Here is a 24,953-nt window from a genome sequence, read left to right as displayed (position 1 = left end):
GCCGTTGAGGCGGCGCCTGTGGCGCGTACGCGTCGGCGTGCGACGCGGCGTGCGTCGGCTCCGGCCGGTGCGCCCAAGGGTGCCGAGGAGGCTCCGCGGGAGGCCGCCGCCGAGCAGGCCGAGGCCGTGGAGCCGTCGGTCGCCGAGACCGCCGAGACCGCTGAGGCCGTTGAGGCGGCGCCTGTGGCGCGTACGCGTCGGCGTGCGACGCGGCGTGCGTCGGCTCCGGCCGGTGCGCCCAAGGGTGCCGAGGAGGCTCCGCAGGAGGCCGCCGCCGAGGCGCCCGCAGCCGCCGCCGAGCCGGTCGCCGCCGAGTCCGCCGCCGGGCCGGAGGCCGAGGCCGCGCCCCGCCGCAGCCGCCGCCGCGCCACCCGTGGCGTGACCGCGCCCGCCGCCGAGGCGCAGGCGCCGGCCGAGCAGCCCGCCGCCGCGGAGGAGCCCAAGGCCGCCGCCGAGCCTGAGGCCGGTGCTGAGGCCGAGGCCGCGCCGCGTCGCAGCCGCCGCCGCGCCACCCGTGCCGTCTCCGCGCCCGCCGCCGAGCCGCAGGCCGAGGAGACCGCCGACGTGGCGGACACCACCACCACCGCCGCCGAGCCGGAGGCCGAGGCCCCGCAGGCCGAGACCGAGGCGCCCCGCCGCGCCCGCCGCCGCGCCACCCGTGCCGCCGCCGCGCCCGCCGCCGACGCGAAGCCCGCGGAGGAGCCCACGCCCGCCGCCGAGGCCCCGCAGGCCGCCGACGATGCCGAGGCCGCCCCGCGCGCCCGTGCCCGCCGCCGCGCCACCCGCAAGGCCGCGGCCGGGTTCACCGCGCCGCCCGCCGCTGCGCGTGCGAAGGGTGAGGACGAGGCCGGTCAGCGGCCCGCGCGTCCCTCCGTCGCCGTGTTCCAGGCGCCGGTGTTCACCGAGCCGATGTTCCAGACCCCGGAGCGCGCCGCCGCCGCTGCCGCCGCCGAGGCGGCCGAGGCCCAGAGCGCGCCGCCCGTCGCCGACGAGGAGTCGGGCCCGCGCCGTCGCCGTCGTCGCCGCGCCGCCGACGAGCAGCCCGCCGAGGCCGCCGCGCCCGCCGAGGCCGTGGAGGCCCCGCAGGCCCCCGAGGCCGAGGAGCCCCAGGACGCCGACGCCGAGGCCGAGGGCCCCGACGCCGCCGAGGGCGAGGAGGGCGGCGAGCGCCAGGGCCGCCGTCGCCGCCGCGGTGGCCGTCGCCGCCGCCGCGGTGAGTCCGCCGACGGCGCCGACGCCGACGCCGACGAGAGCGCAGACAGCGCCGCCGTCGCCGCCGAGCAGGCGGAGCAGGACGCCGAGGACACCGCCGAGCAGTCCGCAGAGGACGCCGAGGACGCCGAGGAGTCCGACGAGGCCGACGGCCCCACCGGGTCCAGCAGCAGCCGCCGTCGCAGGCGCCGCCGTCGCCGCGCCGGTGACGCCGCCGAGTCCGAGCCGGGCGAGGGCGACCCGGAGCGCACGGTCGTGAAGGTCCGCGAGCCGCGCAAGAAGTCCGCGGACGACGGCACGCCGAGCGACGAGGTGCAGTCCATCAAGGGCTCGACCCGTCTGGAGGCGAAGAAGCAGCGCCGCCGCGAGGGCCGCGAGCAGGGCCGCCGCCGGGTGCCGATCATCACCGAGGCCGAGTTCCTGGCCCGCCGCGAGGCGGTCAACCGCGAGATGATCGTCCGTCAGAACGGCGACCGCACCCAGATCGGCGTCCTCGAGGACAACGTGCTCGTCGAGCACTACGTCAACAAGGAGCAGTCGACGTCGTACGTCGGCAACGTCTACCTGGGCAAGGTGCAGAACGTCCTGCCGTCGATGGAGGCCGCCTTCATCGACATCGGCAAGGGCCGCAACGCCGTCCTGTACGCCGGTGAGGTCAACTTCGAGGCGCTCGGCATGGCCAACGGGCCGCGCCGCATCGAGTCCGCCCTGAAGTCCGGCCAGTCCGTGCTCGTGCAGGTCACCAAGGACCCGATCGGCCACAAGGGCGCCCGCCTGACCAGCCAGGTCTCGCTGCCCGGCCGCTACCTGGTCTACGTGCCCGAGGGCTCGATGACCGGCATCAGCCGCAAGCTGCCCGACACCGAGCGCGCGCGTCTGAAGTCCATCCTCAAGAAGATCGTCCCCGAGGACGCGGGCGTGATCGTGCGCACCGCCGCCGAGGGCGCGAGCGAGGACGAGCTGCGCCGCGACGTCGAGCGGCTCCAGGCGCAGTGGGAGGACATCCTCAAGAAGTCGAAGATGACCACGACCAGCTCGCCCAGCCTGCTGTACGGCGAGCCGGACATGACCGTCCGCGTGGTCCGCGACATCTTCAACGAGGACTTCTCGAAGGTCATCATCAGCGGTGACGAGGCCTGGCAGACGATCCACGGGTACGTCTCCCACGTCGCGCCCGACCTCGCCGACCGCCTCCAGCGGTGGACGTCCGAGGTCGACGTCTTCGCGACGTACCGGATCGACGAGCAGCTCGCGAAGGCGCTCGACCGCAAGGTCTGGCTGCCGAGCGGTGGTTCGCTGGTGATCGACAAGACCGAGGCCATGGTCGTGATCGATGTCAACACCGGCAAGTTCACCGGCCAGGGCGGCAACCTCGAAGAGACCGTGACCAGGAACAACCTGGAGGCGGCCGAGGAGATCGTGCGCCAGCTGCGCCTCCGGGACCTGGGCGGCATCGTCGTCATCGACTTCATCGACATGGTCCTGGAGTCCAACCGCGACCTGGTCCTCAGGCGGATGCTGGAGTGCCTGGGCCGCGACCGTACGAAGCACCAGGTCGCCGAGGTGACCTCGCTGGGCCTCGTGCAGATGACCCGCAAGCGCGTGGGCCAGGGCCTGCTGGAGTCCTTCTCCGAGACCTGTGTCCACTGCAACGGCCGCGGTGTGATCGTGCACATGGACCAGGCGACGTCCACCGGTGGCGGCGGCAAGCGCAAGAAGCGCGGCCGCGGCGGTGCCGAGCACACGCACGAGGCCCCCGCGACCGTCGAGACCGAGTCCGAGACCGACACCGAGACCGCGGCCGAGGTCGAGGCGGAGGCCGCCGCGCCGGTGGCCCTGCCCGAGCCCGACTTCGCGGTGGACGAGGAGCTGTACAGCAGCGCCGCCGAGGCCGAGGCGGCCGCGGCGTCCCGGGGCCGTTCGCGGCGCCGGGCCACGCGCCGCGCGTCGGCTCCGGCGGGCGCGCCGCAGTCGGAGCAGGCCCCTGAGGCCTCCTCCGCGTCCGCGTGGGCCGATGAGCCCGAGGCCGAGCGGCCGGAGTCCGGCAGGAAGGCGAAGAGGGCGAAGTCCGGCTCGGCGAAGGCACGTGCGGAGAAGGCCGAGCCCACCAGGGCAGAGCCCGCCCCGTCCGAGCCCGCCCCGTCCGAGCCCGCCCCGGCGGAGCCCGCCAAGGCCGAGACCGCCCAGGCCGAGCCCGCCAAGGCGGCGCCCGCCGAGGCCGCCCCGGTGGCCGAGGCCCCGGCGCCCGCCACCGAGGACGACGCCGCGCCCAAGGGGCGTACGCGGCGCCGCGCGACCCGCAAGGCGTCGGCTCCGGCCGGTTCGCCGAAGGCCGCGGCTGACGCCGAGGTGATCGTCACGGAGGCCGCCAAGCAGGAGCCGGCGGCTCCGGCCGAGCAGGAGCCGGTGGCCGCTGCCGCCGAGCCCGTCGCGGAGCCGGTCGCGGAGGCCGTGTCCGAGCCCGTCGCCGAGGCCCCGGCCCGGCCGCGCCGCCGTGCCGTCCGCAAGGCGACCGCGCCGACCGCGTCGGAGGACGCGGCCGTGGTGGTCCTGCCCGCGGCGGACAAGCCGGTGGAGAAGGCCGAGAAGCCCGGCAAGGCCGAGAAGGCTGAGAAGGTCGAGAAGGCCGACGCCGCTGACAAGGCCCCCGAGGCCCCGTCCGCGACCGCCGACGAGGCGGCCACGGAAGCGGCCGAGGACGGGACCGAGGCCAAGGCCGCCAAGAAGACGGCCCGCAAGACGGCCAAGAAGGCCACCGCCAAGAAGGCCGCCACCAAGAAGACGGCGGCCACGAAGACGACGGCGGCCAAGAAGACCGCGGCCAAGAAGACGACCGCGAAGAAGGCGACGGCGAAGAAGACGACGGCCAAGAAGGCGGCGAAGAAGACCACCGCCAAGAAGGCCGCGACGGCCGAGCAGCCGTCGTCGTCCGCCGTCCCGGCCGACGCGAGCTGACCCGCGAGGGCGCAGCGACCGCGGAGGTCAGCGGCTCAGGGCCCCCGCCCGGCGATCACGCCGGGCGGGGGCTTCCGCGTTCCCGCGTGCCACCGTCACTCATCCGTTGCCGATATCGCCTTTTCGGCCCGCACTTGGTGCCGGAGCCGGATACCTGTAAGACTCACCCGGTCCGTTGAGCAAGGGGAGGGATGGACATGACGGGAGCACGCCCACGAGGGATACGCCTGAGAGGAACGGGGCGCCACCGAGCGGTACGGCCCGCCAAGGGAGGCCGCCAGGCCGCCGCGCTCGCCACGGTCCTCTCGGCCGCCACCCTGCCGGCCGCGGCCACCGCCACCGCCGCGCCCGCCGCGACGCCCGCCTGGCCCGAGGGCCCGGTCTTCAACGACCCGCTGGGCACCGTCGACCAGCAGCACGCGATCCGCACCCGGCTCATCGAGCTGACCGACGCGGCCGTGAAGGGCTCGACCATCAAGGTCGCCGTCTACCACGTGTGGGAGGCACCCATAGTCGATGCGCTCGTCGCCGCCCACAAGCGCGGCGTCGACGTGCAGGTCCTGCTCGACTCGACCAGCAAGACGGACCGCCCGGACAACACCGCGTACGCCCAGCTCGTGCGCGAGCTGGGCGCCAACCGGACCAAGTCGTCCTTCGTGACGCTCTGCCCGCCGAACAAGTCGTGCCTCGGCGACCCGAAGTACGGCAAATCGATCATGCACAACAAGTTCTGGCTGTTCTCCGAGGTCAAGGGGGCCCGGGACGTCGTCGTGCAGACGACGTCGAACTCGACCCCGTCGGCGCACACCAAGTTCTTCAACGACGCGCTGCTGCTGCCGGACAACCCGGCCATGTACGACGCGTTCTCCGAGTACTTCACCGACATGGTCGGCAGGAACTGGGAGGCCTGGGACTACCGCACGGTCAGCAGCGGCCGCTACAAGGCGTACTTCTTCCCGCGCGTCGGCACGGTGAACGAGACCGACACCATGTACTCGGTCCTGAACAACGTCTCGTGCACGTACAAGGACGCGAGCGGCGTCAAGCGCAGCACCAAGGTCCGCGCCTCCATCTTCAAGATCACGCGCAAGCAGATCGCCGACAAGCTGGTCTCCCTCCAGAAGGCGGGCTGCGCCGTCGAGCTGGTGTACGCCGAGACGGACAGCGCCAAGAGCCAGAACGGCAAGCCCGGCACCTGGGAGGGCCTGCACAAGCCGGGCGGCCCGGCGCTGCGCTGCTACAACGACGACCGGGACCCGCTCAGGCCCGGCCAGAAGCTGATCACGCCGTACATCATCCACAGCAAGTACGTGCTGATCGACGGCAAGTACGACGGCAAGATCAAGAAGGTGTCCTTCACCGGCTCGCAGAACTACACCGCGCCCGCCCTGCGCGAGAACGACGAGCTGATCGTCAAGGTCGACGACGACTCCGTGCACAACACCTACCTCAAGCACTTCAACCGCGTGAAGAAGGTGGCGTGGCCCGGCACCAAGGACAAGACGGACCTGTGCCGGGGCGTGAAGCCGCTGCCGCCGGACGGTGAGAAGCCGCCGCACTAGGGGCGCGGGTCACAGGGGACGAGGCCCGGTTTGACCCGTACGGGTGGGCCCCGTAATCTTGACCGTCGGCGTGTCCATAGGTACGCCCATCCTCGTAAACCTTCTTCCTCCCGGGAATTTCCCAGAGATGTCCGGGAGAGGCCGATCGCGCTGTCGCGCCGGACGGCTGGACTGCGGGGATACCGTTCCGAGCGAGAGAGAGATCCGCGTGTACGCCATCGTGCGCAGCGGTGGTCGCCAGCACAAGGTTGCTGTCGGCGACATCGTTGAGGTTGACAAGATTTCCACTGCCAAGGTTGGCGACACGGTCGAGCTCTCGACCCTGCTCGTTGTCGACGGCGAGTCCGTGACCAGCGACCCGTGGGTCCTGGCCGGCATCAAGGTCACGGCCGAGGTCGTGGACCACCACAAGGGCCAGAAGATCGACATTCTGCGCTACAAGAACAAGACCGGCTACCGCCGTCGCCAGGGTCACCGTCAGCAGTACACGGCGATCAAGGTCACCGGTATCCCCACGGCTGCGAAGTAAGGGACTGAGACAAGATGGCACACAAGAAGGGCGCATCGTCCACCCGGAACGGTCGCGACTCCAATGCTCAGCGGCTCGGCGTGAAGCGCTTCGGCGGTCAGCTCGTCAACGCCGGTGAGATCCTGGTCCGCCAGCGCGGCACCCACTTCCACCCGGGCTCGGGCGTCGGCCGCGGCAAGGACGACACCCTGTTCGCCCTGGACGCCGGCGCGGTGGAGTTCGGTACCCACCGCGGCCGCAAGGTCGTGAACATCGTCCCGGTCGCCTGAACGGCACTCTGACCGGAACTTTCGCGAGGCGGACCTCACTTCCCTGCCGGGAAGCGGGTCCGCCTTTCGCGTGTTTTGAATAGACACAGCAAGCTACACACCCCGTACGTCTCTGGAGGCACCGAACCATGACCACCTTCGTGGACCGCGTCGAGCTGCACGTCGCCGCGGGTAACGGAGGCCACGGCTGTGCCTCCGTCCACCGTGAGAAGTTCAAGCCGCTCGGCGGCCCGGACGGCGGCAACGGCGGCCGTGGCGGCGATGTGATCCTGGTCGTCGACCAGTCGGTCACCACCCTGCTCGACTACCACCACAGCCCGCACCGCAAGGCCACCAACGGCAAGCCCGGCGAGGGCGGCAACCGCTCCGGCAAGGACGGCCAGGACCTGGTCCTGCCGGTGCCGGACGGCACGGTCGTCCTGGACAAGCAGGGCAACGTCCTGGCGGACCTCGTCGGCCACGGCACCTCCTACGTCGCCGCCCAGGGCGGCCGCGGCGGGCTCGGCAACGCGGCGCTCGCCTCCGCCCGGCGCAAGGCCCCCGGCTTCGCGCTGCTCGGCGAGCCCGGTGACGCGGGCGACGTGGTCCTGGAGCTGAAGACGGTCGCCGACGTGGCGCTCGTCGGCTACCCGAGCGCGGGCAAGTCCTCGCTGATCTCGGTCCTGTCCGCGGCCAAGCCGAAGATCGCCGACTACCCGTTCACGACGCTCGTGCCGAACCTCGGCGTCGTCACCGCGGGCTCCACCGTCTACACCATCGCCGACGTGCCCGGGCTCATCCCGGGCGCCAGCCAGGGCAAGGGCCTGGGCCTTGAGTTCCTGCGCCACGTCGAGCGGTGCAGCGTGCTCGTGCACGTCCTGGACACCGCGACCCTGGAGTCCGACCGCGACCCGGTCTCGGACCTCGACGTGATCGAGGCCGAGCTGCGGCAGTACGGCGCGGGCCTGGAGAACCGGCCCCGGCTCGTCGTCCTCAACAAGATCGACATCCCCGACGGCCAGGACCTCGCCGACATGGTCAGGCCCGACCTGGAGGAGCGCGGCTACCGCGTCTTCGAGGTCTCCGCCGTCGCCCACAAGGGCCTCAAGGAGCTGTCGTACGCCCTCGCGGAGCTGGTCGCGGAGGCGCGGGCGGCCCAGCCCAAGGAGGAGGCCACGCGCATCGTCATCCGGCCCAAGGCCGTCGACGACGCGGGCTTCACCGTGACGCGCGAGGACGAGGACGGGGAGGTCGTGTACCGCGTGCGCGGCGAGAAGCCGGAGCGCTGGGTCCGCCAGACCGACTTCAACAACGACGAGGCCGTCGGCTACCTCGCCGACCGGCTCAACCGCCTCGGCGTCGAGGACCAGCTGATGAAGGCGGGCGCCCGCGCGGGCGACGGCGTCGCCATCGGCCCCGAGGACGACGCCGTCGTCTTCGACTGGGAGCCGTCGATGTCCGCGGGCGCCGAGATGCTCGGCCGCCGTGGCGAGGACCACCGCTTCGAGGCACCGCGCCCCGCCGCGCAGCGCCGCCGCGACCGCGACGCGGAGCGCGACGAGTCGGAGCGGGAGTTCAACGACTTCAACCCGTTCTGAACGACTGCGACCCGTTCTGGCCGTACGGGATCGTCGTCGCGCCCCTGGGGCACAGCGACGCCTCTGGGGCACAGCGAAGGGGCCCGGAGCGAATCACTCGCTCCGGGCCCCTTCGGCGTACGAAGAGCTACGAAGAGCTACGCGGACTCCAGCTCCTCCGCGGCGGCCTCGGCCGCCTCGGCGGCAGCCTCCTCCGCGGCCTCCTCGCGCTGCGCGGGGATCTCCGCGGCCACCCGGGCGGCGGCGCGCACGCGCCGGGCGTCGGACTTGGCGCACAGCGCCACCGCGGCCGCGTTGAAGCGGACCAGGGAGGGCGGGTCGGAAGGACCGAGCAGGTGCTCCTTCAGCTCGGCGCGCGCCTCGGCGTACACGTCGTGCCGGGGGTCGCGCACGGCGGCCAGGAGCGCGGGCACGCCCTCCGCCTCGGGCGACAGGATGGCCGCGGCGCGCACCGTCGGGAAGCCGGCGCGGAAGTCGGCCTCGCTCAGGCCGGAGGTGTTGGCCACCGCGTACGGCTTCTCGCTGCTCAGCCAGTCGGACACGACCGACGAGACATCGCTGATGAGCAGGTCGGCCTGGTTGAAGCAGGAGAAGATCGCCGGCCGGGACTCGGTGATGATCTGGTGCTCCCACTCCGGCAGGGCCGCCCAGTAGGCGTTCTCCCAGGCGAGGGTCGCCTCGATGATCGCGGCGCGGATGTCGCCGTCCGGCTTGCCCTGGAGCATCATGCGCTCCTGTTCGTCCGCGCCCTTGCGGAACTTCTTCGCCGTGAGGAGGTTCAGCTCCTCGGTGCGGCGGACCAGCTCGGCGTCGGCCTCGGGGCCGGGCCGGGCGCCGGAGCGCCGGGTGTTGGCCTCGCGGATCAGGGCCTTGATGCGCTCGTTGGCGGCGCCCGCGGCCGGGATCTGGGAGCCGGTCATCGGGTGCGGCTTGTAGATCAGGCGCACGCCGGGGTCGGCGAGGAGGTTCCTGACGATGTTCTCGCCCGCGAGGATGACCGAGGTGTTGCCGGGGTTGCCGTCCCAGCCCTCCCAGGTCGGCGCGTACAGGACGGTCGTGTACGCCCCGGTGGGCGCGCCCGAGTACGGGCGGATCGGCGACAGCTGCGGACGGCCGACCTCGACGACGTCCTTGTCGTCCACGCCGATGTCGGCGAGCTGGTAGCGCTCGCGCGCGGCGGGACCGGCGACCCACACCTCGTCGTACGCCTTCGCGTACGGGTTGCAGGAGGACAGCTTGTCGCTCTCGCCGTGGTTGATGAAGGCGTGCTTGATCGACGGGATGCGCAGGACCTGCGAGGTCTTCGCGGCGTTCGCCGGGTGCAGGAGCATCTTCAGCGTCGACTGCTCCAGCGAGAACATCGTGGCGACCTTCGGGAAGCAGATGATCGGCACGTCCGTGGAGTCGATCTTCTGCACCATGAAGCGCTCACGGAGCACGATCAGCGGGTTGCCGTCGAGCTGCGAGAGCGTGGAGAGCCACATGTTGGCCTGGTACGCGGACGTGGTGCCGCCGGAGAAGTACATGCCGACCGTCGGCTGGTACTCGGCCAGCCACTGGTCCAGCCACTCCATGACCGCTTCGGTGTTCTTGGCGCGCTTCTTCGGGAGCAGCCAGGTCATGAGGTGGGCGACGCCCGCGCCCACGAGCACCAGGGAGATGCCGAGGCCGACGCCGCCCCAATACGCGTCGGTGGTGGCGGCCGTGAGCAGCAGGCCCAGGGTCGTCGGCACCGAGAACAGGAGCAGGCGGCGCGCGTGCTGGCGGGCCAGAAGGCGCGGCGGCGCGGCGGTGAGGTGCAGCGCGGACGTGTCGATGTTCCGCGTGAGCACCGGGAGCTGGCGGCTGCGGCGGACCATGACGGCGGTGGCCGTGCAGGTGAAGTGCAGCGCGAAGAACACGAGAAGGCCGATGGTCAGCGGCGACTGCTCGGCGAGCGGCTCGATGCCGTCGATGCGCAGCAGGCCGACCAGGATCAGCATGTCCCGCAGCAGCTGCCGGACGATGACGTCGAAGCGGACCTTCCCGAGGAGGGAGAGCAGACCCGGCTGCTTGTACTGCAGGTAGATGTCGAGCGCGAGGTTCGCCGCGGAGGCGGCGATGAACACCGGGACGTACGGGATCAGCGCGGTGGCGAGCTGGGCCGCGAAGAGTGCGAACATCGTCAGCAGCGCGGTGAGCTGCACGATGCGGCGGTTGGCGAGTCCGGCGGAGGGCACGGGCTTGAGCTCCTGGCGGGGGGCGGTCGGACAGGGCGGGGGCGGTACTGAGAGTCCGGACGTGAGGGCGGGGCCTGCTTCAGACGAGGCTCGTCACTCATCCGGATAAGAGGAAGACCCCTGACCGTATGACGCCGGGCGCCTCCGTAGCAATCTTCCGTGATGCTCATCACCGCATATAGGGACAAAAGTCCCCTGGCTGTCCCGGTGCGGTCCACCGGGCGAAACGCCGGGGCGCCGGGCCCCGGTCTTCGCGTAGATTCGCGGGGCAAGCAGCATCGGGATCATTGGGGAAGCGCGTGACCAGACAGGGCGTGGCAGCGGCGCACCGGGTCGTCGTCAAGGTGGGGTCCTCCTCGCTGACCACCGCTTCGGGCGGCCTCGACGCGGACCGCGTTGACGCGCTCGTCGACGTGCTGGCCAAGCACCGAAATCTGGGGGCGGCCCGAAGGGCCTCGGTTGAGGGTGGTGGCGGGAGACGGGCGGGCGGCGGCGAGCACGAGATCGTCCTGGTGTCCTCAGGGGCCATCGCCGCCGGGCTCGCGCCGCTCGGCCTGCGCCGCCGCCCCAAGGACCTGGCCCGCCAGCAGGCCGCGGCCAGCGTCGGCCAGGGCCTGCTCGTGGCCCGCTACACGGCCTCCTTCGCGCGCTACGGCGTCCGCGTCGGCCAGATCCTGCTCACCACCGACGACACCAGCCGCCGCGCCCACCACCGCAACGCCTCGCGCACCCTCGACAAGCTCCTCGCCATGGGCGCCCTGCCGGTGGTCAACGAGAACGACACCGTCGCGACCGACGAGATCCGCTTCGGCGACAACGACCGGCTCGCCGCCCTCGTCGCCCACCTCGTACGCGCCGACCTGCTCGTGCTGCTCTCGGACGTCGACGGCCTGTACGACGGCGACCCCGCGGCCGAGGGCACGGCCCGCGTCGGCGAGGTGCGCGGCCCCGCCGACATCGCGCACGTCAAGATCGGCAGCGCGGGCAAGGCAGGTGTCGGCACCGGCGGCATGGCCACCAAGGTCGAGGCCGCCCGGATCGCGGCCGCCGCGGGTATCCCCGTCGTCCTGACCTCCGCGAGCCACGCCTCGGACGCCCTCGCGGGCCGGGACACGGGCACGTACTTCCACGCCACCGGGCGCCGCTCGGCGGACCGCCTGCTCTGGCTCCAGCACGCCTCCGCGCCCCGGGGCGCCCTCACGCTCGACGACGGGGCCGTGCGCGCGGTCGTCGAGGGCCGCAAGTCGCTCCTGCCCGCGGGCATCGCGGCCGTCGAGGGCGACTTCATCGCGGGCGACCCGGTCGAGCTGCGGGACCCCTCCGGGCGCGCCGTGGCCCGCGGCCTGGTCAACTTCGACGCCAAGGAGCTGCCCCTGCTCTTCGGCCGCTCCACCCGCGACCTGGCCCGCGACCTTGGCCCCGCCTACGAGCGCGAAGTGATCCACCGGGACGACCTGGTGGTCCTGCACCCCTGAACGCGCGCTCGCGCGAACCCCTGTGCGGCCGGCCCCGGTATCCCCGCCCACCCCAGGGGCACCAGCGGAAAACAGGCCGAAAACAGGCGCGAACGCCGTCCCGGGACCGGCCCGCCCGAGGGGAAACTCCGGAAAATCGCCCCGAGGGACCGCTTGTCCTGCTCAACTTTGTGTCAAGGCAGTTCCGCACGACCGTTGCGTAACGACCGTTGCGTATCCGCATGAGGACTGGTTGAAGGAGGCCGTCGTGAGACGAGTGCGCCCAGGGGCGGCGTCCCGCGGGTCGGCTGAGCGCGCCCTGACGAGCGTCGCCGCGGGGGCGACGTACACCGGGGACGCGAGCGAGGACCACGACCGGGAGTCACGCGCGCGGCAGTCGGACGAGAGCCCCAAGGACACGGGCGGCGAGCGCGCCGAGGCGCCGCGCCTGTGGCACGTGACCCTCAGCGTCTCCGGCGCCAGGACCCCGTTGCAGGAGGTCAGGCGGGGCCTCGAACAGCTCGCCCACGACCACCCCTTTCTGCTGACCAGCCGGTACGCCCACGACCACGCGGAGATCCGCTACTGGGAAGAGGCCCGCGACCTGCACGACGCCGCGGCGGTCGCGCTGCGCCTGTGGGGCGAGCACCGGCAGACCGCGCGGCTTCCGCCCTGGGAGATCGTCGGCCTCGAAGTGATCGACCGCGACACCTATCACCAGCGGATCGCGGAGGGGTACGGGCCGCTGCCCGCGACACCCGTCGGCGTCCACCCCTTCTGAGCCCCGGCCGGCCCCCGCTGCCCCTCCGGGACGCGCCCCGCGGCCGGACCGGCGAGGTTACGCACCACTGGTCATTACCGGCCATGTCTCGCGGAGTGGGATACCGGCTGGACGGCCCGGGACGCGCGGTTACCCTGCCCTCATGACCGCCCCGCTCTCCCCGTACGACAACATGTCCCCGGTCGCCCAGGCGGCCTACCGCGCCCGCGCCGCCGCCGCGGGGCTCGCGCCGCTGCCACGGGCCGCGAAGGACGACGCGCTGCTCGCCGTCGCCGACGCCCTCGAAGTGCGCACGGCGGAGATCGTCGAGGCCAACGCCGAGGACGTCGAGCGCGCCCGCGCCGCCGGGACCAGCGAGGCGATCGTCGACCGGCTCACGCTCACGCCCGAGCGCGTGCGGGCCATCGCCGCGGACGTGCGGGACGTCGCCGCGCTGCCCGACCCCGTCGGCGAGGTCGTGCGCGGCTCCACGCTGCCCAACGGCATCGACCTGCGCCAGGTCCGCGTCCCCCTCGGCGTCGTCGGCATCATCTACGAGGCCCGCCCGAACGTCACCGTGGACGCCGCGGCCCTCTGCCTGAAGTCCGGCAACGCGGTGCTGCTGCGCGGTTCGTCATCGGCGTACGCCTCCAACACGGCCCTCGTGCGCGTCCTGCGCGACGCCATCGAAGGGGCGTCGCGCAGCGACTCGTGCACGGGTGGTGGTGGGCGACGGGTGGGCGGCGCCGGGCTCCCGGCCGACGCCGTCCAGCTGGTGCCCGGCGAGAGCCGCGAATCCGTCCGCGAGCTGATGCGCGCCCGCGGCCTCGTCGACGTCCTGATCCCGCGCGGCGGCGCCTCGCTGATCAAGACCGTCGTCGAGGAATCCACCGTCCCCGTCATCGAGACCGGCACCGGCAACTGCCACGTGTACGTCGACAAGGACGCCGACCTCGACACGGCCGTCGAGATCCTCATCAACTCCAAGGCGCACCGCGTCAGCGTGTGCAACGCCGCCGAGACCCTCCTCGTGCACGCGGGCATCGCCGACGCCTTCCTGCCGCGCGCCCTCGACGCGCTCGCCGATGCGGGCGTGACCGTGCACGCCGACGAGCGGGTCCAGGCGTACGCCCCCGGCTCCAAGGCCACCGTCGTACCGGCGACCGCAGAGGACTGGGAGACCGAGTACCTCTCGTACGACATCGCGGCCGCCGTCGTCGACTCCCTGGAGCAGGCCGTCGAGCACATCCGGCTGTGGACCTCCGGGCACACCGAGGCCATCGTCACCACCTCGCAGCAGGCCGCCCGCCGGTTCACGCAGCTCGTGGACTCCACGACGGTCGCCGTGAACGCCTCCACGCGGTTCACCGACGGCGGCCAGTTCGGATTCGGCGCCGAGATCGGCATCTCCACGCAGAAGCTGCACGCCCGGGGCCCCATGGGCCTGCCCGAACTGACCTCGACGAAGTACATCGTGACCGGCGACGGACACGTGCGCTGAGGCGTCCGCGGGCCCGGCCGGCGGACGGGGGCGTTCGCGGTCACACCCGCTGAATTCCCTTTCCGTCTGCCCAAATCCACCCCTCCAGGTCTACGCTGGACGCGTGCCGGAGGACGTGGGGGGCACGCCGTTCCCAGGCGGCGAGGAGCCCGACGACGACCGCGACCACGGGGGTGCGGACGACGAGTTCGCCTCCGTGGTCTTCGACGAGGACTTCGTGCGGGCCGCGCGGATCCACGAACCCACCGCCGTGGAGCGCCTCCTGGCCGCCGCCCAGGCCCGCGCCGACGCCGAGGCCCGCCGCGGCCGCGCCCGCCGCTCCGGCTCCGACGCCCGGGACGGGGCGGACGACGACTTCGACGACTACGCCTACGACGGATACGGCCCGGACGACGGCGTCTTCGGCCCCGGCCGTGAGGGTGGCCCCTTCGACGACTCCGACGACTCCGACGACTTCGACGACTTCGACGACGCGACCCTCCTTGAGGACGGCCGCGGGCGCTACGGCCGCCGCGGCGGCAAGGTCCGCTGGCACCGCCCCGTCGCCTGGATGCTGGCCCTCCTGATGGGCATAGGCATGGTGGCCTTCGCCTTCGCCGCGGTGTACCGGGGCGCGTCGTCCGGCCGCCAGGACCGCATACCCCCGCCCGCGAGCACCGAGGTCGAGCAGCCCAGGGGCGCGGGCGAGGCGGGCGGCCCCTCCGCGTCGGCGGAGTTCGGCCAGCCCGCCGTACCGGCCGAGCCGCGCAGGCCCTGACACCGCCCCGCGAACCCCCGCCCCAGCTCGGCGAACGCGCTGACACAGCACGTGAGGCGTTGTCAGAACTTGTCGTGTACCAGGGCGTTTATCGCGCGTCCCGGAGACCTACCCTGAAGGTATGGGCGGGCCAGGAGAACCACCTGCGGGGACACCCGAGGGCGCTCCCGGAGGTGAGGACGAGTACCGATCCGTCGTCTTCGACGAGTCGTTCATACGCGCTGCGCGATTACAGGAGTTCTCCGCGCGCGAGCGCATGGGCGACCACGCGCGCGCCGTACGCCGCAGGCCGAACCCGCACCGGCGGCTCTCCCGGCAAGTGGTGGTCCTCGTCGTCCTGATCGCCGTCGCCTTCGGCACCGCCATCTACATGGGCGTGCGCCACCCGTACGAGACCCCCGTGGCCCGCCGCCCCGAGCCGCTGCGCATGACCGTCGTCCCGCTCGCCCCGCAGGGCCGCGTGCCCGGCTCCGAGGAGGTGGCCGAGCTGTTCGCGAAGAGCCCGGCCGCGCAGTTCGGCGTCGGCGCGAGCGGCATCGCGCTGCCCGCCGCCCGGCGCACCGCGCACTTCTCCGAGGACCAGGTCGTCGCCGCGCTCGCCACCGCCAAGGACTACCTCGTCGAGTCCTCGCTCGACCCGGACGTGCTCAGCGGCCGTGCCGTCCGCTCCGCCCGGGTGCTGCTCGACCCCGCTCAACTCGACCAGTTCGACCGCAGCTTCGACCACCCGGCCGCCGACGGGCGGCACGCGTCCACCGGCTGGCTGGTGCGGTTCGACCCGGCGAAGACCGCGCTCGCCGACCCGGGGGTGCGGGTGAACGGCTCGCTGCGCGCCACCGAGACCGACAAGGAGACCCTCGAAGTGGCCTCCGACCACACCTTCGTCTACGCGCTGCGGCCCGCGGGCGCCGGACGCCACGCGCGCGCCTCCCTGTTCACCGTCCGCCGTGAGCTGCTCTTCCGCTTCGACCGCGACGACCTGCGCATGCACCAGACCGAGCTGCTGGTGTCGTACGTCCAGGCCGGGCCGCTGACCTGCGCCGCCGACACCACGCGCCGGCTGCGGCCGCTGCTCGCGGGCCAGAAGGCGACGCCGGGCGGCCCCGCGGGCACCGACCCGTACGCGACGGGCCGGGCCACGGCGCTGTGCGGGACCCTGGCGGGGGCGGCCCAGCCCAGGGTGTAGCTCCCGCCCCGCGGCCTCGGGGTTCGGGGGACCGGGGCTACTTTCCGTCGGGCCCCGCGGAGGGCCCGTCCCCGCCGGAGCGGTCGGAGGGACCGCTGCCGCCCTGCCCCGTGAACCGGCCGCGCAGCTTGCCGCCGAGGTCGCCCGCGCCGCCCGCGATGTCCGTGACCAGCTTCATCAGCGGGTCCTTGCTGCCCCGCACGCTCTCCGCGTACGACGACGCCGACTGCCGGAAGGAGTCGCTGACGGAGGTGTCCTTGTCCTCATCGCGGCGCGGGTAGTGCCCGTCCATGAGGCGCTGGTAGTCGCGGGTCGCGGCCCACTTCTTCAGCTCGGCGGCGCGCACGGTGGTGAAGGGGTGGGAGCGCGGCAGCACGTTCAGGATCTTCAGGACGGAGTCGCGCAGGTCGCCGCCCGCCTCGTACTCCTCGGCCTGCTCCAGGAACGCGTCCACGTTCATCTCGTGCAGGTGGTTGCCGCCGGCGATCTTCATCAGGCCGCGCATGGACGCTTGCAGGTCCTGGCCGACGAGCAGGCCCGCGCGGTCCGCGGACAGCTCCGACTTGCGGAACCACTCGCGCAGCGCGGTCACGATCGCCATGATCGCCACATTGCCGAGCGGGATCCACGCGACCTTCAGGGCGAGGTTCGTCAGGAACAGCAGGATCGTGCGGTACACGGAGTGGCCCGACAGGGCGTGGCCCACCTCGTGGCCCACGACCGCGCGCATCTCCTCCTCGTCGAGCAGCTCGACGAGGCCGGTGGTGACCACGATGATCGGCTCGTCGAGGCCGATGCACATCGCGTTCGGCTTCGGGTCCTGCGTGACGTACATCGGCGGGACCTTCTCCAGGTCCAGGATGTAACAGGCGTCCCGCAGCATGACGTTGAGGTGCGCGAACTGGGCGTCGGACACGCGCACGGAGTCCGAGAGGAACAGCAGCCGGAGGCTGCGCTCGGGCAGCAGCCCGCTGAGCGCCTTGAAGACCGTGTCGAAGCCGCTGAGCTTGCGCAGGGCCACCAGGGCCGAGCGGTCCGCCGGGTGCTCGTACGCCCGCGACGAGATGCCGGGGAAGCGCCTGCGCTGCCGGCTCGGCACGCTCTCCTGCCCGCCGTCCGTGCCGTCGTGATTGCCGTTGGTCATGCCGCAGCCCCCATGTCGTGTCCGCGTGGCGGATCCACGTGCCGGATCCGCGTGTCGTGTCTGCGCATCGGATCCGCGTGTCGTGTCCGCGTGTCGAATCCGCAGTCGTGCCCCCGAGACGGACCCCAGCCTAGGCGGAGATACCGTGACAGGGCAGCGCACAGAAGGAGCCATCCGCCATGGAGCACATCTCTCCCGCCGACGCCCTCACCCTGGCCGCCCACGCGGCCGACAAGCAGGGCCCGGGCAACCTGCTTCGCGTCGTACTGATCGTGATGGTCATCGGCTGTGTCCTGGTGGGCTGGCTGCTCCTGCGGGGTTACCGGAAGTGACGGGAGCGGGGGACCCCGGCAGGGCGGCGTGGTCGCGTCCGCGCGCCCCGCATACGATGTGCCCAAGTCTTTACCCCGATCCCACACCGGATAGGTCCTGCTGACGATGAGCCTCCACGCCACCGCCGCCCAGTTGGTCACCCTCGCCTCCTCCGAAGGTGAGCACGTCGATGAGCACGCGAGCATCAGCCCCTACGTGACCGGCGGCGGCGCCTTCGTCGTGCTGCTCCTGCTGCTGTGGATCACCACGCGCTTCAACCGCGACCGCTGAGCCCCGCGGCCCGGGGCCGTACGCCTGGAACCCGGGTCGCCCGGCCGGGCCGGTAGTGTCTGCACGCATGGGAGAGCAGGACATGCCGGCCGGCCCGCGGGGCGGACCTGGCACAGGCCCGGCGAGCGCCGCCAAGCGCCGTCTGGGCGTCATGGGTGGGACGTTCGATCCGATCCACCACGGACACCTGGTGGCGGCCAGTGAGGTCGCCGCCCAGTTCCACCTCGACGAGGTCGTGTTCGTACCGACCGGGCAGCCGTGGCAGAAGAGCCACAAGCAGGTCTCGCCCGCCGAGGACCGCTATCTGATGACGGTCATCGCGACCGCGGAGAACCCGCAGTTCTCGGTCAGCCGCATCGACATCGACCGCGGCGGCGCCACGTACACCACGGACACCCTGCGCGACCTGCGTCGCCTCAACCCCGACACGGACCTGTTCTTCATCACGGGCGCCGACGCGCTCGGTCAGATCCTCACCTGGCGGGACACCGAAGAGCTGTTCTCGCTGGCCCACTTCATCGGCGTCACACGCCCCGGCCACACCCTGGCCGACCCCGGCCTGCCCGAAGGCGGCGTCTCGCTGGTGGAGGTGCCCGCGCTCGCGATCTCCTCCACCGACTGCCGCTCCCGGGTCGCCAAGGGGGAGCCCGTCTGGTACCTGGTGCCGGACGGCGTGGTGCGTTATATCGACAAGCGCGAGCTGTACCGCGGCGAGTGAGCCGAGAGGGGCACCGGTGAACGACCGACAGTACGACCCGTACGGCGGCGAGTACGAGGGTGACGCGGCGGCTCAGTACGAGGTCGTCGGGTACGACGAGTACGGCCGGCCGGTCTACCAACTGGTGCCCCGGCAGGCGCCGGCCCCCTCGTACGACACGTATGCCGCGCAGCCCCAGGCCCAGCCGCAGCCGCAGCCGCAGCCGCAAGGCTATGGCTATGACACGTACGCGCCGTCGTACGAGGTCCCGTACGGGGCCGGGGAGCAGGCCGGGTGGATCCCGCAGCAACAACAGCCTGAGCAGCGGCCTTCGTGGGATCAGCAGTATCAGGAGCCTCAGCAGTATCAGGAGCCTCAGCAGGGCCAAGAGGCTCAGCAGGGCCAAGGGGCTCAGCAGGGCCAAGGGGCTCAGCAGGGCCAAGAGGCTCAGCAGGGCCAAGGGGCTCAGCAGCCTCAGCATCACCACCAGCCCGACCCCGGACCGGAGCCCTCGGAGCAGCGCGAGTACCACACCGCGCAGTTCTCCTTCATCGAAGAACCGGACGAGGACTCCGAAGACGTCATCGACTGGCTGAAGTTCACCGAGAGCCGTACCGAGCGGCGTGAGGAGGCCAGGCGGCGCGGCCGCTCGCGGATCGTCGCGCTGGTCGTCGTGCTGGCGCTCGCCCTCGTCGGCGGCGTCGGCTATCTGTGGGCCGCGGGCAAGCTGCCAGGACAGTCGGACGACAAGTCCGGCGGCGCGGCCGCCGCGGGACCGCAGAAGCGGGACGTCGTCGTCGTGCACCTGCACAACACCAAGGGCGGCGGCACTTCCACCGTGCTCCTGGTGAACAACACCACCAGCAAGCGCGGCTCCGCCGTCCTGCTGCCCAACGCCCTCGCCCTGACCAGCGACGACGGCACCACGACCACGCTCGGCAAGTCCGTCGACGACGACGGCTCGACCGGCACGCGCGAGGAACTGGACACGCTGCTCGGCACGAAGGTCGAGGGCACCTGGCGCCTCGACACCCCCTACCTCAACAACCTCGTCGAACTCGTCGGCAACATCGACATCGACACCAACACCGACGTGCCGGACCCCAAGGCCAAGCGCAAGGGCGAGGCGCCGCTGGTCAAGAAGGGCGAGCAGCAGACCCTGAGCGGGCCCATGGCCGTCGCCTACGCCACTTACCGCGCGCCGGGCGAGGGCGAGAACGCGCAGCTCACCCGGTTCGGCCAGGTCATGCAGGGCGTGCTGCGCAAGCTGTCGTCCGACCCGCAGGCCGCCACGGTCACCGTGCAGTCGCTCGCGCAGATCCTCGACCCGTCCCTGAAGGAGAAGGACCTCGGCAGCTTCCTCGCCAAGCTCGCCGACCGCGCCAAGGGCGGCGACTACGCGACCACGCTCCTGCCGGTGCGGCAGGACGGCACGCTCACCGAGAAGGCCGGCGCCCAGGTGGTCAAGGACGTGCTCGGCGGCGTCGTGAAGAGCCCGGAGCAGGGCGCGGCGGTGCGCGTCGGCGTGAAGAACGCCACCGGCGCCAAGACCGCCACCGAGAACGCCCGCATCGCCCTCGTCAACGGCGGCTACACCTTCGTCGACGGCGGCACCGGCTCCGCGCCCGCCCCGTCCTCGCAGGTCACCTACGGCGACGCGGACAAGAAGCGGGAGGCGGCGGAGGTCGCCAAGACCCTGGGCCTGCCCGCGAGCGCCGTCCGCAAGGGCGACCCGGCGTCGAACGCGGAGGTGTCCGTGGTGCTCGGCCGGGACTACGGGAGTCGCTGAGGGGTGGGGTCGCCGGAGCCGGGGGCCGAGACCTTCGGGGGCGCTGAGCGGCGGCGCCCGTTCCGCCCGGCTCCGCGAGGGATCGAGTACGGCTCCTGGGGTGATCGAGCACGGCGTTCCCGGGTGATCGAGTACGGCGTCCCCGGGTGATCGAATAATCGCCTGGGGAGCCGTCCGCAGTCCGTGAGACCCTTGACGGGTATTGCCTACCTGAAGGAAAGCTCTCTAGTGACCGCCACGGACCGCTCCACCGAGCTCATCACCGTCGCCGCCCAGGCGGCCGCCGACAAGCTCGCGCACGACATCATCGCGTACGACGTCAGCGACGTGCTGTCGATCACGGACGCCTTCCTGCTCGCCTCCGCGCCCAACGACCGCCAGGTCAAGTCGATCGTCGACGAGATCGAGGAGCGCCTGAACAAGGAGCTGGGCGCCAAGCCGGTGCGCCGCGAGGGCGACCGCGACGCCCGCTGGATCCTCCTCGACTACGTCGACATCGTCGTCCACGTCCAGCACAGCGAGGAGCGCGTCTTCTACGCCCTCGAGCGGCTGTGGAAGGACTGCCCCGAGATCGAGCTGCCCGCCGACGCCAAGGCCTCGCGCGGCAAGGCCGCGGAGCACGCCAAGCTCCAGCAGGCCGCGGAGGAGGCCGAGGAGATGCGTCACCTCGGCGGTGAGCTTCGGTGACCTCCCGCGGCTGCCGCATCATCCTGTGGCGGCACGGTCAGACGTCCTGGAACCTGGAGCGCCGCTTCCAGGGCTCCACGGACATCGAGCTGACCGAGGCCGGTGTCGCCCAGGCCCGGCGCGCCGCGCGGCTGCTCGCCTCGCTGAAGCCGGACGCGATCATCGCGTCCGACCTCAAGCGTGCCGCCGCGACGGCCGCCGAGCTGGCCGCCGTCACGGGCCTCGACGTCACGCACGACGAGGGCCTGCGCGAGACGTACGCGGGGGAGTGGCAGGGCCTCACCCACGAGGAGATCATCGACCGCTTCGGCGAGCAGTACGCCGCCTGGAAGCGCGGCGAGCCGGTGCGCCGCGGCGGCGGCGAACTGGAGACCGAGGTCGCCGACCGTGCCGCCCCGATCGTGCTGCGGCACGCCGAGAAGCTGCCGGAGGACGGCACCCTCGTGGTCGCCAGCCACGGCGGCACGATCCGTACGACCATCGGCCGCCTCCTCGGCCTGGAGTCGCACCACTGGGAAAGCCTGGGCGGGCTCACCAACTGCTGCTGGTCCGTCCTCGGCCGGGGCGCCCGCGGCTGGCGCCTCCTGGAGCACAACGCGGGCACGCTGCCCGAGCCGGTGCTCGGCGACGACGACTAGCCGCAGGTCACGCCCCCGCGGCGGGGTCCGACCACGGATTTCGCGTTTGGGCAGGTGGCAGGCTAAAGTTCTTCTTGTTCGCACCGCGGAGCGGGAAGAACGCAAGGGGCTATAGCTCAGTTGGTAGAGCGCTTGCATGGCATGCAAGAGGTCAGGAGTTCGATTCTCCTTAGCTCCACAATCCCGGTCCCGTCCCCGTCAGGGGGCGGGACTTTTTGCTGCTCGGGTGGGGATTTTCGCTGCCCGAGCGGGGCTTTTCGCTGCTCGCGGACCGATCGCCGCGCGCCGCAGCTCCCGGAGCCGGGCCACTCCCCTGCGGGTGTCCTCGTCGACCGGGGTGTAGGCCACGATCCGGCACTCCGGCATCCCGTTGATGGACAGCGACACCGACGTCATCCGCAGCTCGCCGACCGCCGCGTGCCGGAACGTCTTCACGCGCGGGCCCGGGGGTATGACGTCCCCGCTCGCCCAGAGGTCGGCGAACTCCGGGCTGGCCAGGGAGAGGCCCCGGACGAACTCCTCCCAGGCGGGCTCGCCCACGTGCCGTCCGTACGCCCCGCGCAGTGTCGCCACCATCACCGGCAGCTCCGAGTCCCGGAAGACCAGCGGGCAGTCGCGCCTGGGCACCACGAACAGGGTCCACAGGACATTCGGCACGCCTATGACCTCTGTCTCCGGGACCAGGAACAGGTCTCGGTAGGCGGGGTTGGTGGCGAGGATGTCGTACCGCGTGTTGTAGACCACGGCCGGGTGCGGGTCCAGGGCGTCGATGATGCCCTGGATCTCGGGGCCGACCGCCTCGGCGGCCGCCTCGTGCCGTACCGCGTACGGCACGTCGGCCAGGTGGTACAGGTGCTCGTGCTCCGCCCCGTCCAGGCGCAGGGTGCGGGCCACGGCGTCCAGGACCTGCGCGGAGGCGTTGATGGGGCGGCCCTGCTCCAGCCACGTGTACCACGTCACGCCGACGCCGGAGAGCTGGGCGACCTCCTCACGCCGAAGCCCCGGCGTGCGCCGCCGCGGCCCCGGCGGCATGCCCACGTCGGCCGGGGTCACCCGGGCCCGACGACTGCGCAGAAAGGCGGCCAGCTCGGGGCGGCGCCGGGGTGACGCGGCCGCGGAGGGGGCCGAGGGGGCCGAGGGGGTGGCGGGGGCGCTCGCGTAGGGGATGGTGAGGCCGGGCGCGGGCGCGTCCGCGGTGTCCGCCGTGCCGGGCGCCCGACCGGTGGCCGACCCCCGTGCGGCACCGGTCGGACGCCCCGCACCGCGGACACCGGCGGCCTCCGCCGCGCCCGACACGGCGGCGGCCGAGGTCGCGTGAGCAGTGTCGCCGGGTGGGGTGGCGGGGCTCGGAGCCGTACGGTGCGGAGTCGCGTGGCCCGCGGTCGGGTCGGCCGCAGGGCCGGCCGCCGTCGGGTCGGTCGGGGCCGGGGCGGCCGGGGGCGTGGCGTGCGGTGCGGGGGCCGGAGTCGCTCGGCCGGAGGTGGGGCCCGGCGCCGGGAGGTCCGGCGCGGGGCGTGGTCGCGCCCTGCTCGTCGTGTCCGTCATCGTCACGTCTGTCATCGTCACGTCCCCCATCGTCACGTCCCCCATCGTCACCGCCCGGCCCGGCCTGTGCCAGGTGCTGTCAGTACCAGCATCCGCGGGCTCTCACTACCTGTACCGAACCGTCGCCACGCTCAGGGGCATGACGACCACCACCCCATCGGCACCGAGCCCGGTCTCAACTCCCGCGTCCAGTAAAGCCCCCGGCACTGACAATCGCCCGGGACGCGTCCTCGCGACCGTGCTCGCGGCCCAGTTCATGGCGCTGCTCGACGTGTTCATCGTCAACGTCGCCGCACCCACGATCCGTACCGACCTGCACGCGTCCGGCGCCGGGCTGCAACTGGTGATCGCGGGCTACACGATCACGTACGCCGTCCTCCTCATCACCGGCGCCCGGCTCGGCGAGCGGCTCGGGCACCGGCGCGTCTACATCGCCGGGCTCGCCCTGTTCACCGCCGCATCGCTGGCCTGCGGGCTGAGCCAGAACACCGGGCAACTCATCGCGTTCCGGCTGGTCCAGGGCGCGGGCTCCGCGCTCCTGATCCCGCAGGTCCTGAGCCTCATCCAGCGCACCTTCACCGGCGAGGCCCGGGTGCGGGCCCTCGGCGCGTACTCGGCGGTGCTCGCCACGGGGGCCGCGGCCGGGCAGGTGCTCGGCGGCGTCCTGGTCAGCGCCGACCTGTTCGGCGCCGGCTGGCGCCCGGTGTTCCTCGTGAACGTGCCGGTCGGCCTGGTCCTGCTGGTCCTCGCCGCCCGCGTCCTGCCGGCCGACGGCACGGCCCCGGCCGGGCGCGCCCGCGGCCTCGACCTGCCGGGCCTCGTCCTGCTCGGCGCCGCCGTCTCGCTCTTCACCGTGCCCCTGGTACTCGGCGAGCAGAAGGGCTGGCCGCTGTGGACCTGGCTGTCCCTGGCCGCCTGCGCGGTGCTCTTCGTCCTGTTCTGCGGCTACGAGTCCCGCCTGGCCGGGCGCGGCGGGTCGCCGCTGATCTCGCCGCGCCTGCTGCGCGCCCCGGGCATGGGCGTCGCCGTCGTCCGCCTCGCCGTGATCATGGCGGTCAACGCGGGCTTCCTGTTCGTGCTCACGCTGCACCTGCAAGGGGGGCTCGACTACAGCCCGCTGCGCGCGGGGCTGACGTTCGCGCCGACCGCCATGCTCTTCGGCGCGGTCGGCCTCACCTGGCGGAAGTGGCCGCAGGCCGTCCAACCGGCGCTGGTCCCCTTCGGGTTCACGCTCACGGCGGTGGCGAGCCTCACGATGGGCCTGCTGCTGCGCGACGGCCACGACGTCGGTCTCTGGCTGTACGTGACGTTCGTCGCCGCGGGCACAGGAATGTCGCTCGGCTTCAGCCCGGTCCTCACGCGCGCGTTGGCGACGGTCAAGCCCGAGGACGCGGCCGACGCCAGCGGCCTCCTCGCGACCGTCACCCAGCTCGGCCAGGTGACGGGCGTCGCCGCCTTCGGCGCGCTCTTCCTCGGCCGGCTTGAGTCACAGGGGACTCCTGGGGCGTATTCGTCGGCGGACGCGCTCTTGGTGTGCTCCTACGCGCTCGCCGCGGCGGCCGCCCTCGGGGCCGTGTCCGGACTGGTACGTATGCGTCGCTGACCGGCTCGCCGTGGGCGTGGCAGAATTCGGGGGGCCGGAAGGGGACTGCACCAGTGCGCCGACGGTGACTCGACGGGAGGGAGAGCGCGATGCCTGCGAGCATCCTCGAGGAGGCCGGCGGCCTCCCCGAAGTGGCGAAGATACGGTCCGGCGACGCCACGCTCCTCAACTGCCCTTCCTGCGGTTCGTCCCACGTCGCCCAAGTCCTCGGTGACAACGGCGGAGTCAGTTACGTGTGCACGGCCTGCGGCCACAGCTGGAGCTGA

21 protein-coding genes and 1 tRNA gene are annotated in these 24,953 nt (G+C 72.5%); 19 read left to right on the top strand and 3 right to left on the bottom strand.

Annotated elements, in window-relative coordinates; all coding sequences use genetic code 11:
- From AC07GB_RS10880 to obgE, 5 genes are all read left to right on the top strand, one after another.
- On the top strand, nt 1-4,167 hold a 4,167-nt coding region (locus AC07GB_RS10880; protein WP_478843752.1), incomplete at its 5' end, for an Rne/Rng family ribonuclease.
- Between the two features lie 197 nt (nt 4,168-4,364).
- Nucleotides 4,365-5,729: a phospholipase D-like domain-containing protein gene (locus tag AC07GB_RS10875; RefSeq protein ID WP_478843750.1), complete on the top strand. Its 1,365-nt coding sequence runs from the start codon at nt 4,365-4,367 to the stop codon at nt 5,727-5,729.
- A gap of 208 nt (nt 5,730-5,937) precedes the next feature.
- Nucleotides 5,938-6,258 (top strand): 50S ribosomal protein L21, encoded by a 321-nt coding sequence (gene rplU / locus AC07GB_RS10870; RefSeq protein ID WP_030673925.1) that lies wholly within the window; start codon nt 5,938-5,940, stop codon nt 6,256-6,258.
- Nucleotides 6,259-6,272: 14 nt separating this feature from the next.
- Nucleotides 6,273-6,527, top strand: a complete 255-nt coding sequence (rpmA, locus tag AC07GB_RS10865) for a 50S ribosomal protein L27 (RefSeq protein ID WP_478843748.1) — start codon at nt 6,273-6,275, stop codon at nt 6,525-6,527.
- 128 nt (nt 6,528-6,655) lie between these two features.
- Nucleotides 6,656-8,104, top strand: coding sequence for a GTPase ObgE (gene obgE / locus AC07GB_RS10860; RefSeq protein ID WP_478843746.1), 1,449 nt, complete (start codon nt 6,656-6,658; stop codon nt 8,102-8,104).
- Nucleotides 8,105-8,241: 137 nt separating this feature from the next.
- Here the strand turns inward: obgE and AC07GB_RS10855 are convergent, their stop codons facing one another.
- Complete coding sequence (locus AC07GB_RS10855; RefSeq protein WP_478843744.1) at nt 8,242-10,323, bottom strand: hypothetical protein; 2,082 nt, start codon at nt 10,321-10,323, stop codon at nt 8,242-8,244.
- A 299-nt stretch (nt 10,324-10,622) separates the two neighbouring features.
- Here AC07GB_RS10855 and proB point away from each other — a divergent pair, with 299 nt between their 5' ends.
- The 5 genes from proB (at nt 10,623) to AC07GB_RS10830 (ending at nt 15,981) form a co-directional block, all read left to right on the top strand.
- The gene (gene proB / locus AC07GB_RS10850) at nt 10,623-11,798 is read left to right on the top strand and encodes a glutamate 5-kinase (RefSeq protein ID WP_478843742.1); all 1,176 of its coding nucleotides are present in this window, start codon (nt 10,623-10,625) and stop codon (nt 11,796-11,798) included.
- 247 nt (nt 11,799-12,045) lie between these two features.
- On the top strand, nt 12,046-12,558 hold the full coding sequence (locus AC07GB_RS10845) for a hypothetical protein (protein WP_478843740.1): 513 nt from the start codon (nt 12,046-12,048) through the stop codon (nt 12,556-12,558).
- Between the two features lie 142 nt (nt 12,559-12,700).
- Entirely contained in the window at nt 12,701-14,038 is a 1,338-nt protein-coding gene (locus tag AC07GB_RS10840) for a glutamate-5-semialdehyde dehydrogenase (protein WP_478843738.1), read from the top strand.
- Nucleotides 14,039-14,141: 103 nt separating this feature from the next.
- Nucleotides 14,142-14,795 (top strand): SCO2584 family spore wall biosynthesis protein, encoded by a 654-nt coding sequence (locus tag AC07GB_RS10835; protein WP_478843736.1) that lies wholly within the window; start codon nt 14,142-14,144, stop codon nt 14,793-14,795.
- Nucleotides 14,796-14,916: 121 nt separating this feature from the next.
- The gene (locus tag AC07GB_RS10830; protein WP_478843734.1) at nt 14,917-15,981 is read left to right on the top strand and encodes an SCO2583 family membrane protein; all 1,065 of its coding nucleotides are present in this window, start codon (nt 14,917-14,919) and stop codon (nt 15,979-15,981) included.
- Nucleotides 15,982-16,018: 37 nt separating this feature from the next.
- Here AC07GB_RS10830 and AC07GB_RS10825 read toward each other — a convergent pair whose 3' ends face one another.
- Nucleotides 16,019-17,125 carry a M48 family metallopeptidase gene (locus AC07GB_RS10825; RefSeq protein ID WP_478843732.1) on the bottom strand — a complete coding sequence of 369 codons (1,107 nt, stop codon included), beginning with the start codon at nt 17,123-17,125 and terminating at the stop codon, nt 16,019-16,021.
- Between the two features lie 179 nt (nt 17,126-17,304).
- Between AC07GB_RS10825 and AC07GB_RS10820 the strand changes: the two genes are divergently transcribed.
- The 7 genes from AC07GB_RS10820 (at nt 17,305) to AC07GB_RS10790 (ending at nt 21,717) form a co-directional block, all read left to right on the top strand.
- Entirely contained in the window at nt 17,305-17,457 is a 153-nt protein-coding gene (locus AC07GB_RS10820) for a hypothetical protein (RefSeq protein WP_478843730.1), read from the top strand.
- A 106-nt stretch (nt 17,458-17,563) separates the two neighbouring features.
- Nucleotides 17,564-17,728, top strand: coding sequence for a hypothetical protein (locus AC07GB_RS10815; RefSeq protein ID WP_478843728.1), 165 nt, complete (start codon nt 17,564-17,566; stop codon nt 17,726-17,728).
- A 67-nt stretch (nt 17,729-17,795) separates the two neighbouring features.
- On the top strand, nt 17,796-18,446 hold the full coding sequence (nadD, locus tag AC07GB_RS10810; protein ID WP_478843726.1) for a nicotinate-nucleotide adenylyltransferase: 651 nt from the start codon (nt 17,796-17,798) through the stop codon (nt 18,444-18,446).
- Nucleotides 18,447-18,462: 16 nt separating this feature from the next.
- Nucleotides 18,463-20,214, top strand: coding sequence for an LCP family protein (locus AC07GB_RS10805; protein WP_478843724.1), 1,752 nt, complete (start codon nt 18,463-18,465; stop codon nt 20,212-20,214).
- Nucleotides 20,215-20,442: 228 nt separating this feature from the next.
- Nucleotides 20,443-20,901 (top strand): ribosome silencing factor, encoded by a 459-nt coding sequence (gene rsfS / locus AC07GB_RS10800; RefSeq protein WP_478843722.1) that lies wholly within the window; start codon nt 20,443-20,445, stop codon nt 20,899-20,901.
- Complete coding sequence (locus AC07GB_RS10795; RefSeq protein WP_478843720.1) at nt 20,898-21,539, top strand: histidine phosphatase family protein; 642 nt, start codon at nt 20,898-20,900, stop codon at nt 21,537-21,539. The genes rsfS and AC07GB_RS10795 overlap by 4 nt, the downstream gene beginning before the upstream one ends.
- A gap of 105 nt (nt 21,540-21,644) precedes the next feature.
- A tRNA-Ala gene (locus AC07GB_RS10790) sits at nt 21,645-21,717 on the top strand.
- Between the two features lie 20 nt (nt 21,718-21,737).
- Here the strand turns inward: AC07GB_RS10790 and AC07GB_RS10785 are convergent.
- Nucleotides 21,738-22,625: a helix-turn-helix transcriptional regulator gene (locus AC07GB_RS10785; RefSeq protein ID WP_478843827.1), complete on the bottom strand. Its 888-nt coding sequence runs from the start codon at nt 22,623-22,625 to the stop codon at nt 21,738-21,740.
- Between the two features lie 598 nt (nt 22,626-23,223).
- On the opposite strand from AC07GB_RS10785, the gene AC07GB_RS10780 reads away from it, so the two are divergent.
- Together AC07GB_RS10780 and AC07GB_RS10775 are read left to right on the top strand one after the other, a co-directional pair.
- Entirely contained in the window at nt 23,224-24,687 is a 1,464-nt protein-coding gene (locus AC07GB_RS10780) for an MFS transporter (protein WP_478843718.1), read from the top strand.
- An 89-nt stretch (nt 24,688-24,776) separates the two neighbouring features.
- Nucleotides 24,777-24,953: a hypothetical protein gene (locus tag AC07GB_RS10775; protein WP_171075738.1), complete on the top strand. Its 177-nt coding sequence runs from the start codon at nt 24,777-24,779 to the stop codon at nt 24,951-24,953.

The sequence above is a fragment of the Streptomyces sp. NPDC045778 genome, assembly GCF_056431945.1.
This window is presented reverse-complemented; position numbering and strand designations above follow the sequence as displayed.